The organism is Herbidospora sp. NBRC 101105 (genome assembly GCF_030269205.1).
GTDB classification, from domain to species: Bacteria; Actinomycetota; Actinomycetes; order Streptosporangiales; family Streptosporangiaceae; genus Herbidospora; species Herbidospora solisilvae.
Genome location: NZ_BSSX01000001.1, coordinates 1,457,375 through 1,473,246 on the forward strand (window position 1 = coordinate 1,457,375; position 15,872 = coordinate 1,473,246).

The following is a 15,872-nucleotide window of genomic DNA, read 5'->3' on the forward strand; positions in this document are numbered from 1 at the left end:
CTATGACCTAACGCGCTGCACGCCGCTTGGCCCAGACGTCGAATGCCACCGCCGCCAGCAGCACCACGCCCTTCACGAGCATCACGCGTTCGCTCGGTGAGCCGATGAGGGACATGCCGTTGTTGATCACACCCATGATCAGACCTCCGGTGATCGCGCCCACTACCTTCCCGACGCCGCCCTGCACCGCCGCGCCGCCGATGAACGCCGCCGCGATGGCGTCGAGCTCGAAGGCGTTGCCGGCGGTCGGCCCGGCCTGGTTCAACCGGCCGGCGAAGATGACCCCCGCCAGCGCGGCCAGCACGCCCATGTTGACGAAGATCCAGAACACCACCTGCTTGACCTTGATGCCCGAGAGCACCGCCGCCTGCAGGTTGCCGCCGATCGCGTAGATCTGCCGCCCGAACACCGCCCGGTTGGTGACCAGCGAGTAGGCCAGCACGAGCACGGCCAGCAGCACCAGCACCCACGGCAGGTTCCGGAACCGGGCCAGCTGGACCACCACGAACATGATGACCGCGGCGGCCGTGACGATCTTCAGCAGGAACACCGGCAGCGGGTCGACGGCCTGGTGGTAGCCGAGCCGGGCGGTCCTGGTGCGCCACTGCGACAACGCCACGCCCCCGACGGCGAGCACGCCGACGAGCAGCGAGAAGATGTCGGCCCCGCCGAGCACGCCGAGCCCGACGTTGCCGAAGTAGCCGTCGGTGAACCCGTTGGAGAGCGTCCGGACGGGGTCGGGGAAGGGCCCGATGCCCTGGTTGCCCAGCACGGTCAGCGTCAGCGCCCGGAACAGCAGCATGCCGGCCAGCGTGACGATGAAGGCCGGGATCCCGAAGTAGGCGATCCAGAACCCCTGCCAGGCGCCGATCAGCCCGCCCGCGATGAGGGTGAGCACCAGCGCCACCGGCCACGGTATGCCGTAGTCGACCATCAGCACGGCGGCGATGGCCCCGGTGACGGCGACGACGGAGCCGACCGACAGGTCGATGTGCCCGGCGATGATGATCAGGATCATCCCGATCGACAGGATCAGGATGTAGGAGTTCTGGACGATGATGTTCGAGATGTTCTGCGGCTGGAGCAGCGCGCCCTCGGTGAGGATCGTGAACAGCACGACGATCAGCGCGAAGGCGATGTAGATCCCGCTCTGCCGGATGTTGAGCGAGACCCCGAAGACGGTGGTCCTGGCCGGCCCGGCGGGCGGCGGTCCGGCGGGGGCGGTGGAGACGTCGGTGGAGACGCTGCTCATCGGCCCTCCCGGTGCGCGTGCGGGCCTTGATAGTTGGTCATCGGGCGGGGTCCTTGCTGGTGAGCGTGGTCATGAGTGTCATCAGGCGTTCCTGGGTGGCCTCGTGCCGGGGCAGTTCGCCGGTGATGCGGCCGGCCGACATGGTGTAGATGCGGTCGCACAGGCCCAGCAGTTCGGGCAGTTCCGACGAGATGACCAGCACGGCCTTCCCGGCGTCGGCGAGGCGGTTGATGATCGAGTAGATCTCGTACTTGGCGCCCACGTCGATGCCCCGGGTCGGCTCGTCGAGGATCAGCACGTCGGCGTCGGTGAAGATCCACTTCGACAGCACGACCTTCTGCTGGTTGCCGCCGCTCAGCTTCCCGGTCACGCTCAGCACGCTCGGGGCCTTGATGTTCATGTCGTGGCGGTAGCCCTCGGCGACGCGGTACTCCTCGTTGTCGTCGACCCAGCCGCGCCGCGCCAGCCGCCCCAGGTCGGCGGCCGAGATGTTGCGTTTGATGTCCTCGATCAGGTTCAGGCCGTAGCGCTTGCGGTCCTCGGTCGCGTAGGCGATGCCGTGGCGGATCGCGTCGCGGACGGTCCTGATCTCCACCTGCCGGCCGTCGCGGTAGACCCGGCCGGAGACGTCGACGCCGTAGGACCGGCCGAACACGCTCATCGCGAGTTCGGTGCGGCCCGCGCCCATGAGCCCGGCCAGGCCGACGATCTCGCCGTGCCGTACCGACAGGCTGGCGTCGGCGACCACCACGCGGTCGCGCTGGACGGGGGAGTGCACGGTCCAGTTCTCGATCCGGAACGCCTCCGCGCCGATCGACGGCTCGTGCGGCGGATAGCGGTGTTCCAGGTCGCGGCCGACCATGCCCGAGATGATGCGGTCCTCGGTGACGTCGTCGGCGCCCATGTCGAGCGTCTCGATCGAGCGGCCGTCGCGCAGGATCGTGACCCGGTCGGCGATCGCGGCGATCTCGTTCAGCTTGTGCGAGATGATCACGCAGGTGATGCCCTCGGCCCGCAGGCCGCGGAGCAGGTCGAGCAGGTGGGCCGAGTCCTCGTCGTTCAGCGCCGCGGTCGGCTCGTCGAGGATGAGCAGCCGCACCTCCTTCGCCAGCGCCTTGGCGATCTCGACGAGCTGCTGCTTGCCGACGCCGATGTCCGAGACGGTGGTGACCGGGCTCTCGGGCAGGCCCACCCGGTCGAGCAGGGTCTGCGCCTCGTGGTTGGTGCGGTTCCAGTCGATCAGGCCGCGCCGGGACCGCTCGTTGCCGAGGAAGATGTTCTCCGCGATCGACAACTGCGGGCAGAGCGCCAGCTCCTGGTGGATGATGACGATGCCCCGCTGCTCGCTGTCGCGGATGCCGGCGAACCGGCACTCCTGGCCGTCGAAGGCGATCTCGCCCTCGTACGAGCCGTGGGGGTACACCCCCGACAGCACCTTCATCAGCGTCGATTTCCCGGCGCCGTTCTCGCCGCAGATGGCGTGGATCTCACCCCGGCGCACGGACAGGTTCACGTCCTGGAGCGCCCGTACGCCGGGGAAGGTCTTGGTGATCTCCCGCATACGCAGGATGTCATCGGTCATTGCAGTTCGGAGGCCTCGTAGTAGCCGGAGTCGACCAGCGTCTGGGTGTTGGACTTGTCGACGATGACCGGGTCGAGCAGGTAGGACGGGACCACCTTGTTGCCGTTCTCGTAGTCCGTGGTGTTGTTGACCTCCGGCTTGCCGCCCTTGAGGAGGGCGTCGGTCATCTTCACGGTCACGTCGGCGAGCTGGCGGGTGTCCTTGTAGATGGTCGAGTACTGCTCGTCGGCGAGGATCGACTTGACCGAGGCGAGCTCGGCGTCCTGGCCCGTGACCACAGGGTACGGCTGCTCAGAGGTGCCGTAACCGTTGGACTTCAGGGCCGACAGGATGCCGATCGACAGGCCGTCGTAGGGGGAGAGCACGCCGTCGACGTGGTCGCCGCCGCTGTAGGTCTTGGTGAGGATGTCCTCCATGCGCTTCTGCGCGGTGGCCGGGTCCCAGCGGAGGATGGCGACCGTCTTGAAGTCGGTCTGGCCGCTCTTCACGTTGAGGACCTTCTTGTCGATGTAGGGCTGGAGCACCGACATCGCGCCGTTGAAGAAGAACGTCGCGTTGTTGTCGTCAGGAGACCCGGCGAACAGCTCGACGTTGAGGGGGCCCTTGGTGGAGTCGTCCACCTTGAGACCCTTGAGCAGCGAGGTCGCCTGCTGGACGCCGACCTTGAAGTTGTCGAAGGTGGCGTAGTAGTCGACGTTCGGGGAGTTGCGGATCAGCCGGTCGTAGGCGATGACCGGGATCTTCTTGTCGGCCGCCTCCTGGAGCTGCGTGGTGATGGCGGTGCCGTCGATCGAGGCGATGATCAGGAGCTTGGCGCCCTTGGTGATCTGGTTCTCGATCTGGTTGATCTGGGTGGGGATGTCGTTCTCGGCGTACTGCAGGTCGACCTGGTAGCCGAGCTTCTCCAGCCCCGCCTTCACGTTCTCGCCGTCGGAGATCCAGCGCTCCGACGACTTCGTAGGCATCGTCACCCCGACCAGGGTTCCCGCGGGGCCGGCGGCGGCCGACTGGGACGCCTCGGCGTCAACGGTCTTCTGGGTGGACCCGCACGCGGCCAAGGCGGTGGCCATGAGGAGGGCGGCGGCGATCCGGGGGAATCTCACGTGCGTCATGCGAAGACTGTTATCGCTAACATAAAACGTGTCAATAGCTCGTTATGAAACCGAGTCAACGGGATGGGAGCGTTACCATCCCTTGATCGCCGACAGGACTGCTGCTACAACCGGCGCAACCCCCGAGAAATGCGGTGTTCCGTGCAGCAGTCGATCCTCACCACCGTCGCGCTCCCCGCCGCGCTCGCCCTCATCATGTTCGGGCTGGGCCTGTCTCTCACCGTCCGCGACTTCGCCGACGTCGCCACCCGCCCCAAGGCCGTCGTGATCGCCCTGGTCGCCCAGGTGCTCCTCCTGCCCGCGATCTGCTTCGGCCTGGTCGTCCTGTTCGACCTCGAACCGCTGCTCGCGGTCGGCATGATGCTGCTGGCCGCCTCGCCCGGCGGCACCACCGCCAACCTCTACAGCCACCTGTTCGGCGGCGACGTCGCGCTCAACGTGACGCTGACCGCGGTCAACTCGGTGCTGGCCGCCTTCACCCTCCCGCTCGTGGTGAACCTGTCGATCGGCCACTTCGTCGAGGGCGGCGGCGAACTCGGGCTCCAGGCCGACAAGGTCCTCCAGGTGTTCGCGCTGGTCCTCATCCCGGTCGTGATCGGCATGCTGGTCCGCGCCTGGAAACGGTCCTTCGCCGACCGCGCCGACAAGCCGGTCCGGGTCGCCTCGGCGATCGTGCTGGCCGCCGTCATCGTCGGCGCGATCGTGCAGGAGCGCGAACGGCTGCTCGACCACCTCGCCTCGGTGGGCGTCGTCGCGGTGCTGTTCTCGGCGATCAGCCTGACCGTCGGCTACTGGTTGCCGCGCCTGTTCCGGATCGGCCGCCGCCAGGCCATCGCCTCGGGCATGGAGATCGGCATCCACAACAGCACCCTGGCCATCACGATCGCCCTCAGCCCGACCCTGCTGAACAACTCGACGATGTCGATCCCGCCCGCCGTCTACGGGGTGCTGATGTTCGGCACCACGCTCGTCTTCGGCTACGCCGTCAGGGATTCGTCCAGATCCGGGCGAGTGTCGCGGGAAACGGAATGACCTCCGGCTCCGACAGCAGCGCGCGCAGCCGCCGGTCGAACTCCGGCAGCCGCGCGCCGAAGCGGTGCCGGGTCGAGCTCGACATCGAGTAGACCTCCGCGATCCGGGTCTCCGGGTCGCGGGTCAGGGTGCCGGCCGTCCGCATCGTCAGCCGCTTCGGGCCCTGCCAGCCCGCCGCCGCGATGATCTCCTCCTCGTCGCCGAGCCTCGGCACGCGGTATTCGCCGAGGAACTCGGCGACCAGCTCCTTGACCCCCGGCGGGATGCGGCCGGGCCGGTGCATCTCGGAGACCAGCACCAGGTGGCCGCCGGGCCGGACGAAGGTCCGCAGCCGGGCGGCCATCAGAGCCCGGTCGGTCCAGTGGAACGAGCGCCCGAACACCGCCGCGTCGAGCTCGCCCGGCTCGAAAGCCAGGTCTTCGGCCCGCGCCCGGATCCAGGTGACCGACGGGTCGCGGCGGCGGCCCCGCGCCAGCATGTCGGGGTCGGGGTCGACGCCGACCACCCGTCCGCAGAAGGGGGCCAGCGCGACCGCCAGCAGGCCGGGCCCGCAGCCGATGTCGGCCAGCACCGATCCGGGGCCGAGGTCCAGCTCCTTCGCCAGGACCTCCGGCAACCGCGCCGAGTAGGGGAGGCGGCCGAGCTCGTAGTAGTCGGCGGCTCCTTTGAACAGATCGTCATCCCGCGGCGGCACGGCGTCCTCCTTCCGGTCGGAGATCCAGTCCATCACAATCGGTCCATGACACACGAAGTACGCGGCGTGGTGGCCCGGGCCAAGGGCGCCCCGGTGACGCTGGAGACGATTCTCGTGCCCGACCCGGGCCCGGGAGAGGCGCTGGTCAAGGTGGAGGCGTGCGGCGTCTGCCACACCGACCTGCACTACCGCGAAGGCGCCATCAACGACGACTTCCCGTTCCTGCTCGGCCACGAGGCGGCCGGGATCGTCGAGGCCGTCGGCGAGGGGGTCACCGAGGTCGCGCCCGGCGACTTCGTGATCCTCAACTGGCGCGCCGTCTGCGGCCAGTGCCGCGCCTGCCTGCGCGGCCGTCCCTGGTACTGCTTCAACACCCACAACGCCACGCAGAAGATGACCCTGACCGACGGCACGGTGTTGTCCCCGGCCCTGGGCATCGGCGCGTTCGCCGACAAGACCCTCGTGGCGGCGGGCCAGTGCACCAAGGTCGACCCGGCCGCCGGCGCGGCCGTCGCCGGCCTGCTGGGCTGCGGCGTCATGGCGGGCTTCGGCGCGGCGATGAACACCGGCAACGTGGGCCGGGGCGACTCGGTCGCCGTCATCGGCTGCGGCGGCGTCGGCATCGCCTCGGTCATGGGCGCCCGCCTGGCCGGTGCGGCGAAGATCATCGCCGTCGACATCGACCCCCGCAAGCTCGAATGGGCCGGGAATCTGGGCGCGACCCACACGGTCGACTCCTCCTCGACCGACCCCGTCGAGGCGATCCGCGACCTGACCGGCGGCCACGGCGCCGACGTCGTGATCGACGCGGTCGGCATCCCGAAGACGTACGAGCAGGCCTTCTACGCCCGCGACCTGGCCGGGACCGTCGTGCTCGTCGGCGTGCCGTCGCCGGAGATGCGCCTGGAGCTGCCGCTGCTCGACGTGTTCGGCCGCGGCGGCTCGCTCAAGTCGTCGTGGTACGGCGACTGCCTGCCCAGCCGCGACTTCCCGATGCTGATCGACCTGCACCTCCAGGGCCGCATCGACCTGGCGGCGTTCGTGTCCGAGACGATCCCGCTCGACGGGGTGGAGGCCGCGTTCGAGAAGATGCACCACGGCGACGTGCTCCGGTCCGTGGTGATCTGGAATTGACATCCTCCCCCGCCGGCAGGCGGGGGATTCCAACTCGTCTCACTCGGAGGGGAGAGCGAGCTGAGGTTCGCGGTTCGTAGGCCCGGCAACCCGGTCGCCTCCCCGCGCATTCACCGCGTGTCCCGCGGCGATGTCCCGAATGTTCCGGGCGGCGTTCACATCGGCGTCGGCCTGATGCCCGCAGACGCGACACCGGAAGACCGCTTGGCTCTCGCGGTTGTCCGATGCATGATGCCCGCAGGCGTGACAGGTCTGCGAGGTGTACCTGGGATCGACCCTCATGACCCGGCTCGGCGCTTTGTGCTCGAGCCGGGTGACGAACTGGCCCCAGGCGGCAGCGAGGACAGCCCGGTTCAGCCCGGCCTTCTGACGGACGTTGCGCCCGGGATCCTCGGTCGTGCCCTTGGCCGACCGTGTCATGGCTGCGATCCGCAGATCTTCGACGCCGATGACATCGAACCGTCGTGCGAGCTGGGTGCTGGTCTTCTCGACCCAGTCCTTGCGGCGGTCCCTCTGGCGCGCCATGATCCGGGCGATGGCCCGCTTGACCTTGGCACGCCGGTTCGACCCACGCTCGGCGCGAGCAAGTTTGCGCCTCAGGCGGAGAAGACGAGCTTCTTCGGTCTCCCTCTGCCTGGGGATGAACAGCAGTTCACCGGTGGACAGGGCCACCGTGACGGCGACGCCCCGGTCAACACCCACGAGCTCACCGCTCTCCGGGCCGGCGACGGGTGGGGGGATGTACGTGAAGGCCACGTGCCAGCGCCCGGCCCGATCGAGGGTGACGCGATAAGACTTCACGCTCTTGGGAACGGGCCGGGACAAGCGGAAGCGGACCCAGCCCACCTTGGGAACCAAGACCGCGCCGACGCGACGGGACAGGCGACGTACGTCACCGGGCTTGACCGCGACAATGCGGAAGCCCTCGTTCTCCCCGCGTCTGCGCCAGGTCGGCCGCCGGTGTGTTCCGCCGAAGAAATTCGCCATGGCCTGTGCGAAATCCTTCAGCGCCTGTTGCTGGACGACCACCGACCCATCGCGAAGCCATTCATTTTCAGCCCGCGCCTCGGTCAATTGACGGCATTGTTCTACAAAGCCAGGAGCGTTCTTTCGTCCCGGCTGCCAGTGGGAATGCTGTTCAACCGCGAGATTCCACACGAAACGTGCATGTCCGCAATGCCGCGCCATCGCCGCCTCCTGGGCAGGCGTCGGGGAAAGACGGTAGCGGGACATGTGGAGAATCGTAACCGGCCCAACCGATAAAATCAGGGAGACGAAGAAGTGCTACAGCGTTCAGCGTTTATTCCCCGTTCCGAAAGTCGGGGCACTCGACCTGGATGGTCATGGTGACCCGGATCGACCACGCCGTCACCTCGGGCACCTTCAGCCTCGACGGCCAGACCTTCGACGTCGACAACAACGTGTGGGTGCTCGGCGACGACGCCGAGTGCGTCGTGTTCGACGCTCCCCACGACGTCGACGCGATCCTGAAGGTGGTCGCGGGCCGCCGCGTGAAGGCGATCCTGGCCACCCACGCCCACGACGACCACGTCCGGCAGGCCCCCGCCCTGGCCGACGCGACGGGCGCGCCGATCCTGCTGCACCCCGACGACCTGCCGGTGTGGCGGCTCACCCACTCCGACCGCGGCCCCGACGGCGAACTGGCCGACGGGCAGACGATCGAGGTGGGCGGCACGACGCTGACGGTCCTGCACACGCCGGGCCACGCGCCGGGGGCGTGCTGCTTTTATGCGTCTGACCTGGGGGTCGTGTTCACGGGCGACACCCTGTTCCAGGGCGGGCCGGGGGCGACGGGGCGGTCGTTCTCCGACTACGACACGATCGTGGCCTCGATCAGGGAGAGGCTGCTGACGTTGCCTCCGGAGACGGTCGTGAAGACGGGCCACGGCCCCGACACCACGATCGGGGCCGAACGCCTCTGACGGGTCAGCACAGACCCCGGGTGTTCACCGGGCCGACGTCCTGCGGCACGTCCGCGGTCGGCCCGGCCAGCAGCAGCGCCGTGTCGGCCGCCCACATGACGCCGTCGTGGACGAACCAGTCGTCCTCGGCGCCGCCGCCGGCGGCCGTCACGTCGGTGACGCCCTTCTCCGCGAGCAGCGCCTTGACCGCGCCGAAGCGCAGGCGGCGGAAGTCGACGCAGTGCAGCGGCTCGCCGGGGGCGTCGATCTGGCCGGGCATGGCATAACGCTCCCCGGCGGCGGCCTCCCGGCCGAGCCTGATGTCGATCTCGCCCGGTTGCCCCGCCTTGATGCGCAGGGCGACGACGCAGTCGGTGAGGGCGCAGTCGCCCTCCTTGGTGAGGAGGCCGACCTGTCCGCCGACGGGGATCGCGGTGCCGACGAGGCTGGGCGCGGCCGGGACCGTCCGCAGGGTCACGTCGAGGCCGACGCCGCGCAGCAGGTTCCCGTAGGTCTCGGGGTCGGCGGTCAGATCGTTGACGGTGAGCACGTAGGAGTCGCCGTCGCGGCGGATGTCGAGGGCCGCCGCCGGGCTGGGCCACGCCGCCCAGGTGACGGCCGCGGCGGTGGCGGCGGCGAGCGGCACGGCCACCCGGGTGCGGCGGCGTCTCGGCGTGGGGAGCGTCTTGACGGCCTCCAGCAGCGCGCGCGCGCCTGGCGTGATCGGGGCGTCGGCACGCGCCGGGTTGATCCGCGCCACCATCTCGTCGACGTTCATGGGCGTCCTTTCGCGAGGGATCCGGCGCGGGAGCCGTACCGGGACAGGTCGAGGTCGGCCGCGGCGAGCAGCCGGGCGAGGCGTTTCCTGGCGCGGTGGAGGCGCACCCGGGCGACCCCCTGCGGGCAGCCGAGCACCGTCGCGATCTCGGCGGTGGTCAGGCCCTCCCATCCGGCCAGGGAGAGCACCTCGCGGTCGAAGTCGCTGAGCCGCGCGAAGGCGGCGCGCACGGCGTCGGGGTCGCCGTCGGGCTCCGTGTGGGGCCGGGTCGCCAGTTCGTCGCGCAGCCGTTCGGCCAGGGCGGTGTGCCGGTGGTCGGCCCTACGCTGGTTGGCCAGCACCCGGCGGGCCACCCCGAACAACCACAGGCGGGCCTCGGCGGGGATCGCGTCGCGTCTGCGCCAGGCGGTGGCGAAGGTCTCGGCGATCGCGTCGGCGGCGTCGTCGGGTAACGCCGTGCGGCGCCTGATGTAGCCCATCACCGCCGGGTAATGGGTCAGGTAGAACTCGTCGAATGCCGTCACGATGAGGTAAGTGTCCGGACCCCGCAAGTAGTTACAGGACGGACGCCGTGACTCCCGCGATCGCCAGCAGCAGCCCGGCCACGGATATGACCGCGCCGGCCACCGCCGCGACGCGGCGGCCGGGCAGCCGGGCCCAGTACACCAGCACGTAGGGCAGGTATCCCAGCCCGCCGATCCCGACCCCGGCCAGGCTCAGCGCGGCCAGGATCCCCTTGGTCCCGCTCGGCACCGCGCGGTCGCCCTCAGGGGTGAGCTGGGCGGGCGTGACCTCGCCGGCCTCGGAGTCGGGGGAGGTGTCGACCGCGACCGCCGGGCCGCCGGAGGCGGGGACGAAGGTCCCGTCGCAGTCGTAGCGGCCCTGGCCCAGGGTCACGCACGACGTCACGGTCAGTGTGCCGGGGGTGCCGGCCTGGCCGGTGGCCAGCAGCAGCGAGGGCACCGAGCCGTAGATCGACATGCCGCAGACGGCGAGCCAGCACAGGATCAGGATGAACTTCCCGATGGGTCCGGGGCCGCGGCGGCCGGGGGTGACTCCGTTGAGGACGTCGGCGATCTCACTCATGTGGCCCAGTTTGTCGGGGACGACTTGTACTGGTCTTGTAACGTACTTTGCCCCAGAAAGTATGATCTTGACGTCCCGGACTTTTCCGTACAGGGAGCCGAAATGGCCGACGAATACACGAATCCGCGTGCCGACTACGCGGCCAGGCTGAATACGAGCACGCCGCACGCGGCGCGCATCTGGAACTACTGGATGGGCGGCAAGGACAACTACGCCGCCGACCGCCAGGCGGGCGACGCGGTCGCGTCGGTCTACCCCGACATCGTCACGATGGCCAAGCAGTCGCGGAAGTTCCTCATCCGCGCCGTCAGGTGGGTGGCCGAGGAGGGCGGCGTCAAGCAGTTCCTCGACATCGGCACCGGGCTGCCCACCATGCAGAACACCCACGAGGTCGCCCAGTCGGTGCACCCCGACGCCCGGATCGTGTACGTCGACAACGACCCCATGGTCCTGGTGCACGCCCGCGCCCTGCTGGTCAACACCACCCCCCAGGGCGTGACGACCTACGTCGAGGCCGACTACCACGACCCCGAGCTGATCGTCGCCGACGCGAAGAACGTGCTCGACTTCACCAAGCCGATCTGCGTCATGTTCATGGGCGTGCTCGGCTACGTCGAGAAGCTCGACGAGCTGAAGTCGATCGTCGACCGCGTCATGGCCCACGTCCCGTCGGGCAGCTACATGATCTTCTGGGACAGCTCCGAGGGCGACGAGATCGGCGACGGGGCCGACAAGCTGGTGGAGTCGGGCGGTGTGCCCTACTACCTGCGCACCGTCGAGGAGCTCAAGTCGGTCTTCGACGGGCTGGAGTTCGTCGAGCCCGGTCTGGTCCCGCTGTCGCAGTGGCACCCGACCGAGTACGAGCGTCCCATCGACTCCTTCGGCGGCGTGGCCCGCAAGCCGTGACGCCGTGACGGCGGCCGGACCGGGCCGGCCGCCGTAGTCGGCGTTCCGCGGTGTCAGTCGTCGTCGGCGTCGTTCGCGTCGTCGGCGTCATCGGCGGCGTCGTCGGCCTCGTCCGCGGGGGCCTGGACGACCGTGCCCTTGGCCGCGTCGACGTAGACCTCCTTCACGGTCCCGTCGGTGCCGGCCACCTCGATCTCCCACGTCGTGCCCTCGAGATCGGACGAGACGACCCATCCACCGGCGACCTGCCCGACCGCGGTCCGCTGAGCGGCGTCGACGAGCACCGTCGGCCTGGCGGGGGCCTTGTCGGGGGTCTCGGTGCCGTTGTCGCTGTCGGCCGACGCGATCCCCACCCCGGCGACGCCGGCGGCCAGGGCGGCGGCGAGGACACCGGTGGCGATGGCGGTCTTCCTGCGCATATCTCGTCTCCTTCTGATGGTTTCGCGCTTGTTCCTCCACCATCGGGGAGTGCGGCCTATCGGCACCCTGCGGGTTTCCTAAGGATTTCCGAAGTCGACGATCACCTCGGCGCCCGCCGGCCCGTTCCGCACGCGCAGGCTCCCGCCCGACTCCTCGGCCGTCCGCCGGGCGATGTCCAGCCCCAGCCCGGTCGACCCCGCCCCGCTGACACCCCGTTCGACCAGGTCGGAGCCGGGGAAACCGGGCCCCTCGTCGCTCACGGTCAGCCGCGCGCCGCCGGGCCGCGCGGTGAGGTCGACGGCGAACGCGGTGCCTTCGGGGGTGTGCGCGAACACGTTCTCCAGCAGCAGGTCGACGAGCGCGGCCAGGTCTTCGGCGCGGACCGGGACGGGCAGGGGGCCCGGCGCGAGCCGTACCGAACGGCGGCGGTTCTGGTCGTCGGCCAGGGCCGACCAGAACGCGACCCGCTCGGCCACCACCTCCGCCGCGTCGCAGCCCGGCCCGCGTTCCGCGCCCGACCGGCGGGCCTCGGTGATGACCTGGGTGACCATGCGTTCGACGCTGGCGACGGCCGCGCCGACGCGGGCGGCGTCCTCGCGGTCGCGCATCGCGTCGACCTCCAGCCGCAGCGCCGTCACCGGGGTGCGCAGCCGGTGGGACAGGTCGGCGACCGACTCGCGTTCCCGCCGCAGCAGGCCGTCGATGCGCCCGGCGAGCTGGTTGAGGGCGGTGCCGACGTCGCGGATCTCCGGCGGCCCGTCGGGGGTCACCCGCGCGGCCAGGTCGCCGCCCGCCAGCCGCCGCGACACGCCCGCCGCCTCGGCCACCGGGCCGATCAGCGACCGGGCCAGCCGGTCGGCCACCAGCGCCCCCAGGGCCAGCAGCGCCAGGCCGATCAGGCCGAGCACCAGCCAGGTGCGCGTCACCCCCTCGCGCAGCCGCTCGGGCGGGACCAGCGCCCGGACCACCGTCGTCCCGTCGCCCTGCACCGCGACCAGCACCTCGCGGCCCTGCGGCGTGTCGACGGTGAGGCTGCGGCCGAGCCGCGCCAGCCGCACACCCGGCCCGGCCGCCGCGGGCTCGCCCACGAAGCGGTCGCCGGGCAGGAACACCGTCACCGGCACGCCCGCGCCCTTCGCCTGCGCGATGGCGGCGGCCAGCGCGTCGCGGTCGCCGAGCGCGGCCGTCGCCGCGACCGACCCGGCCCACGCCGCCGCCGTCCCGGTGGCCCGTTCGGCGGCCAGCGCCTGCACCAGCACGGCCAGCGGGACCAGGAACGCCACCAGCACCAGCGAGGTCGTCGCCAGCGCCAGCGACGCCAGCCGCCGCCTCATCGGCCCGGGTCGACGATCTTCACGCCGACCCCGTGCACGGCGTGCAGGTAACGCGGCCGCTGCGCGGTCTCGCCGAGCTTGCGGCGCAACCACGACAGGTGGACGTCGACCGTCTTGTCGCCGCCGCCCCAGGCCATCCGCCACACCTCGGCCAGCAGTTCCCGCTTCTGCACCACCTGCCCGGCCCGCGCGGCGAGGTAGTGCAGCAGGTCGAACTCCTTCGGCGTGAGGTCGAGCCGGCGTTCGTCGAGCCACGCCTCGCGCGCCGCCGGTTCGACCCGCAGGCCGCCGACCACGATCACCTCCGGCTCGCCCTGCTCCCGGCCGCGCCGCAGCACCGCCCGCACCCGGGCGTCGAGCTGCGCCGCGCCGAACGGCTTCACCACATAGTCGTCGGCGCCCGCGTCGAGCGCCTTGACGATCTGCGGCTCGGCGTCGCGGGCCGTCGCCACGATCACCGGGATCGTGCTGACCGCCCGCAACATGCGCAGCACCTCGCAGCCGTCGACGTCGGGCAGCCCGAGGTCGAGCACGACGAGGTCGGGCCGCTCCTCCAGGGCCCGCGTCAGCCCCTCCATGCCCTGGGGCGCCGAGCTGACGGCGTGCCCGAGACCGGTCAGCGCCCGGGTGAGGGCCGCTCTGACCTGGGGGTCGTCCTCCACGAGAAGCAGGTGTGCCACCTGTCCGCCTTTCTGGGTACTACCTTGCGAGGTTCCCCGAGAAAGGCGGACGATGCGCGGAGCGGGACTGGCGGCGTGGCTCCTGGCGGCGGCCTGCGCCACGTCGGCGGGCACGTGGGCGGTCTCGCTCATCGCCCCCGGCGGGGCCCTGACCGAGGCCCAGGTGCAGGAGGCGCTCGCCACCGCCTCGGCGCAGCCGCCCCCGCCCCCGGGCGTGACCCTGCGGGCGGGCAGCAGCTTCGCCTACCCCGAGGGCTCGCTCACCGCCGCCTGCTCCGGCGGCCGGGCGGTCCTGCTGTCGTGGACGCCGGCGCAGAACCACAGCGTGGAGGACGTCGAGCGGGGCCCGGCCCCCTCTGCCGCGGTGACCTTCGAGTCGGCCGACGACCGCACGACCACCGTGACGGTCCGCTGCCCCGGCCCGGTCGCCTCGGTCGTGCGCGGCACCGACGACTAGCGGGTGGCGCCTACGGATGCCACATCTTCTCCAGGGGATGTTTGTGCACCTGCTTGTAGACCGCCCGCTGCGCCCACCGCCCGGTCGTGACCAGCCCGATGGTGAGCACCAGCGCCCCGCAGGCGATGATGATCGCCCAACTGATCCGGTAGGCGGCCGTGAAGCCCGGACCCGCCGCCAGCACCGTGACGTGCGAGGCGACGACGCTGCCGACGACGGCCACTCCCAGCGTGACGCCCGTCTGCCGCATGGTCGACACGATGCTCGCGGCCACGCCGGCCTGCGCGTTCGGCATGCCGGAGACGGCCGTCGTGGTGATCGCGGCGTTCAGCCAGCCGAGCCCGAAGCCCATGAGGGCGTAGCAGAGGTACATGCGGGCCCCGGTGGGCAGGTCGGCCGGGACGGCGGCGAGCAGCCCGGCGCTGATGCTCCCGGCGGTGCCGAGCACGATGGAGGGCCGGGGCCCGTACCGGCCGACGACCCGTCCGGAGATCGGCCCGGTCAGCGCCTGCAGCAGGGGCATCGGCAGGATCGACAGGCCCGCCTCGAAGGGGGAGAGGCCTTTGACGACCTGCAGGTAGAGCGTGTTGACGATCAGGAAGCCGCCCTGCGCGGTGTACATGAGCAGGGCGATCCCGGTGGCCCCCGCGAACGGCGGGGCCTTGAAGAACCTGACGTCGATCAGCGGCTCCGGCCGGTGCCGCTCGACCACGATGAGCGCGCCGAGGCAGACCGCCGAGCCGAGCAGGGAGAGCACGGTCTGCGGTGACCCCCAGCCGGTGTTCGGGGCCTCGATGATGCCGAACGTCAGCAGGAACACGGTCCCGATGACGAGGATCTGCCCGGCCGGGTCGATCTTCCTGGGGTGCGGCGCCCTCGACTCCGGGACGTGCAGCTTGGCGAGCACGAAGGCGGCGATCCCGATCGGGACGTTCACCCAGAACACCGACCGCCAGCCGACGAACTCGACCAGCGCGCCCCCGATGAGCGGCCCGGCCGCGACGCTGACGCCGACCACGCCGCCCCAGACGCCGATGGCCCTGGCCCTCTCCCGGGGCTCGGTGAACGTGTTGGTGATGATCGACATGGCGACCGGGTTGAGCATGCTGCCCCCGACGGCCTGCAGGGCCCGGAACACGGTCAGCGTCTCCAGGGTGGGCGCCAGGCTGCACAGCAGCGAACCGGCGGTGAAGACCACCAGGCCCGTCTGGAACACCTTGCGCCGGCCGATCCGGTCGGCCGTCGAGGCCGACAACATCAGGAACGAGGCGAGGGTCAGCGTGTAGGCGTCGAGGGTCCACTGCGCGCCGGAGATGTTCGCGTCGAAGGCCTGCTTGATCGAGGGCAGGGCGACGTTGAGGATGCTGCTGTCCATGCCGACGATGAACACGCTCACACAGCAGATGGCCAGCACGACGCCGGGCCTCGCACAGGTCGCCATCCGCAGGGACTACCCGGCCTGAGCTGCCGGGATGTGACCCGC

General features: G+C 70.6%; 17 protein-coding genes. 5 read left to right on the forward strand and 12 right to left on the reverse strand.

The genetic code is table 11. The features are described from left to right. Positions 1-7: 7 nt before the first annotated feature. The 3 genes from mmsB to chvE are packed head-to-tail and all read right to left on the reverse strand — an operon-like array spanning position 8 to position 3,946. Positions 8-1,252, reverse strand: a complete 1,245-nt coding sequence (gene mmsB / locus QSK34_RS06435; protein WP_285580968.1) for a multiple monosaccharide ABC transporter permease — start codon at positions 1,250-1,252, stop codon at positions 8-10. 37 nt (positions 1,253-1,289) lie between these two features. Then, positions 1,290-2,834, reverse strand: a complete 1,545-nt coding sequence (gene mmsA / locus QSK34_RS06440) for a multiple monosaccharide ABC transporter ATP-binding protein (protein WP_285580970.1) — start codon at positions 2,832-2,834, stop codon at positions 1,290-1,292. Then, on the reverse strand, positions 2,831-3,946 hold the full coding sequence (gene chvE, locus QSK34_RS06445; RefSeq protein ID WP_161478100.1) for a multiple monosaccharide ABC transporter substrate-binding protein: 1,116 nt from the start codon (positions 3,944-3,946) through the stop codon (positions 2,831-2,833). The genes mmsA and chvE overlap by 4 nt, the downstream gene beginning before the upstream one ends. Positions 3,947-4,075: 129 nt before the next feature. Between chvE and QSK34_RS06450 the strand changes: the two genes are divergently transcribed. Beyond that, the gene (locus QSK34_RS06450) at positions 4,076-4,978 is read left to right on the forward strand and encodes a bile acid:sodium symporter family protein (RefSeq protein ID WP_285580974.1); all 903 of its coding nucleotides are present in this window, start codon (positions 4,076-4,078) and stop codon (positions 4,976-4,978) included. Here QSK34_RS06450 and QSK34_RS06455 read toward each other — a convergent pair. After that, positions 4,932-5,705, reverse strand: a complete 774-nt coding sequence (locus tag QSK34_RS06455; protein WP_285580976.1) for a class I SAM-dependent methyltransferase — start codon at positions 5,703-5,705, stop codon at positions 4,932-4,934. The two genes, QSK34_RS06450 and QSK34_RS06455, sit on opposite strands and share 47 nt — an antisense overlap. Before the next feature lie 12 nt (positions 5,706-5,717). Between QSK34_RS06455 and QSK34_RS06460 the strand changes: the two genes are divergently transcribed. Then, complete coding sequence (locus tag QSK34_RS06460; protein ID WP_285580978.1) at positions 5,718-6,806, forward strand: S-(hydroxymethyl)mycothiol dehydrogenase; 1,089 nt, start codon at positions 5,718-5,720, stop codon at positions 6,804-6,806. Between the two features lie 39 nt (positions 6,807-6,845). Here QSK34_RS06460 and QSK34_RS06465 read toward each other — a convergent pair whose 3' ends face one another. Next, positions 6,846-8,039: an RNA-guided endonuclease InsQ/TnpB family protein gene (locus QSK34_RS06465; RefSeq protein WP_285580980.1), complete on the reverse strand. Its 1,194-nt coding sequence runs from the start codon at positions 8,037-8,039 to the stop codon at positions 6,846-6,848. 110 nt (positions 8,040-8,149) lie between these two features. Here QSK34_RS06465 and QSK34_RS06470 point away from each other — a divergent pair, with 110 nt between their 5' ends. Further along, entirely contained in the window at positions 8,150-8,749 is a 600-nt protein-coding gene (locus QSK34_RS06470) for an MBL fold metallo-hydrolase (RefSeq protein ID WP_285580982.1), read from the forward strand. Positions 8,750-8,753: 4 nt separating this feature from the next. Here QSK34_RS06470 and QSK34_RS06475 read toward each other — a convergent pair whose 3' ends face one another. The 3 genes from QSK34_RS06475 to QSK34_RS06485 are packed head-to-tail and all read right to left on the reverse strand — an operon-like array spanning position 8,754 to position 10,592. Next, positions 8,754-9,506 (reverse strand): hypothetical protein, encoded by a 753-nt coding sequence (locus QSK34_RS06475; RefSeq protein ID WP_285580984.1) that lies wholly within the window; start codon positions 9,504-9,506, stop codon positions 8,754-8,756. Next, entirely contained in the window at positions 9,503-10,030 is a 528-nt protein-coding gene (locus QSK34_RS06480) for an RNA polymerase sigma factor (RefSeq protein WP_285580986.1), read from the reverse strand. Before QSK34_RS06480 ends, QSK34_RS06475 begins: the two co-directional genes overlap by 4 nt. Positions 10,031-10,061: 31 nt before the next feature. Then, on the reverse strand, positions 10,062-10,592 hold the full coding sequence (locus QSK34_RS06485; RefSeq protein ID WP_285580988.1) for a hypothetical protein: 531 nt from the start codon (positions 10,590-10,592) through the stop codon (positions 10,062-10,064). Between the two features lie 102 nt (positions 10,593-10,694). Here QSK34_RS06485 and QSK34_RS06490 point away from each other — a divergent pair, with 102 nt between their 5' ends. Further along, a complete protein-coding gene (locus tag QSK34_RS06490; RefSeq protein ID WP_285580990.1) occupies positions 10,695-11,498 on the forward strand; it encodes an SAM-dependent methyltransferase in 804 nt (267 codons plus the stop codon). Positions 11,499-11,551: 53 nt separating this feature from the next. On the opposite strand, the gene QSK34_RS06495 is transcribed toward QSK34_RS06490, so the two are convergent. From QSK34_RS06495 to QSK34_RS06505, 3 genes are all read right to left on the reverse strand, one after another. After that, a complete protein-coding gene (locus QSK34_RS06495) occupies positions 11,552-11,917 on the reverse strand; it encodes a PepSY domain-containing protein (protein ID WP_285580992.1) in 366 nt (121 codons plus the stop codon). Between the two features lie 78 nt (positions 11,918-11,995). After that, on the reverse strand, positions 11,996-13,252 hold the full coding sequence (locus QSK34_RS06500; protein ID WP_285580994.1) for a sensor histidine kinase: 1,257 nt from the start codon (positions 13,250-13,252) through the stop codon (positions 11,996-11,998). Then, complete coding sequence (locus tag QSK34_RS06505; RefSeq protein WP_161478090.1) at positions 13,249-13,932, reverse strand: response regulator transcription factor; 684 nt, start codon at positions 13,930-13,932, stop codon at positions 13,249-13,251. Before QSK34_RS06505 ends, QSK34_RS06500 begins: the two co-directional genes overlap by 4 nt. 52 nt (positions 13,933-13,984) lie before the next feature. Between QSK34_RS06505 and QSK34_RS06510 the strand changes: the two genes are divergently transcribed. Next, positions 13,985-14,389, forward strand: coding sequence for a hypothetical protein (locus QSK34_RS06510; RefSeq protein WP_285580998.1), 405 nt, complete (start codon positions 13,985-13,987; stop codon positions 14,387-14,389). A 10-nt stretch (positions 14,390-14,399) separates the two neighbouring features. Here QSK34_RS06510 and QSK34_RS06515 read toward each other — a convergent pair whose 3' ends face one another. Next, the gene (locus QSK34_RS06515) at positions 14,400-15,830 is read right to left on the reverse strand and encodes an MFS transporter (protein WP_285580999.1); all 1,431 of its coding nucleotides are present in this window, start codon (positions 15,828-15,830) and stop codon (positions 14,400-14,402) included. Positions 15,831-15,872 lie beyond the last annotated feature (42 nt).

What these genes read in the sequence shown, in the direction of transcription:
- chvE (WP_161478100.1), bottom strand. Translation starts at nt 3,946, where the DNA reads ATGACGCACGTGAGATTCCCCCGGATCGCCGCCGCCCTCCTCATGGCC.
- mmsB (WP_285580968.1), bottom strand. Translation starts at nt 1,252, where the DNA reads ATGAGCAGCGTCTCCACCGACGTCTCCACCGCCCCCGCCGGACCGCCG.
- QSK34_RS06515 (WP_285580999.1), bottom strand. Translation starts at nt 15,830, where the DNA reads ATGGCGACCTGTGCGAGGCCCGGCGTCGTGCTGGCCATCTGCTGTGTG.
- QSK34_RS06490 (WP_285580990.1), top strand. Translation starts at nt 10,695, where the DNA reads ATGGCCGACGAATACACGAATCCGCGTGCCGACTACGCGGCCAGGCTG.
- QSK34_RS06460 (WP_285580978.1), top strand. Translation starts at nt 5,718, where the DNA reads ATGACACACGAAGTACGCGGCGTGGTGGCCCGGGCCAAGGGCGCCCCG.
- QSK34_RS06465 (WP_285580980.1), bottom strand. Translation starts at nt 8,039, where the DNA reads ATGTCCCGCTACCGTCTTTCCCCGACGCCTGCCCAGGAGGCGGCGATG.
- mmsA (WP_285580970.1), bottom strand. Translation starts at nt 2,834, where the DNA reads ATGACCGATGACATCCTGCGTATGCGGGAGATCACCAAGACCTTCCCC.
- QSK34_RS06495 (WP_285580992.1), bottom strand. Translation starts at nt 11,917, where the DNA reads ATGCGCAGGAAGACCGCCATCGCCACCGGTGTCCTCGCCGCCGCCCTG.
- QSK34_RS06485 (WP_285580988.1), bottom strand. Translation starts at nt 10,592, where the DNA reads ATGAGTGAGATCGCCGACGTCCTCAACGGAGTCACCCCCGGCCGCCGC.
- QSK34_RS06450 (WP_285580974.1), top strand. Translation starts at nt 4,076, where the DNA reads ATGCGGTGTTCCGTGCAGCAGTCGATCCTCACCACCGTCGCGCTCCCC.
- QSK34_RS06470 (WP_285580982.1), top strand. Translation starts at nt 8,150, where the DNA reads ATGGTGACCCGGATCGACCACGCCGTCACCTCGGGCACCTTCAGCCTC.
- QSK34_RS06475 (WP_285580984.1), bottom strand. Translation starts at nt 9,506, where the DNA reads ATGAACGTCGACGAGATGGTGGCGCGGATCAACCCGGCGCGTGCCGAC.
- QSK34_RS06510 (WP_285580998.1), top strand. Translation starts at nt 13,985, where the DNA reads ATGCGCGGAGCGGGACTGGCGGCGTGGCTCCTGGCGGCGGCCTGCGCC.
- QSK34_RS06455 (WP_285580976.1), bottom strand. Translation starts at nt 5,705, where the DNA reads ATGGACTGGATCTCCGACCGGAAGGAGGACGCCGTGCCGCCGCGGGAT.
- QSK34_RS06500 (WP_285580994.1), bottom strand. Translation starts at nt 13,252, where the DNA reads ATGAGGCGGCGGCTGGCGTCGCTGGCGCTGGCGACGACCTCGCTGGTG.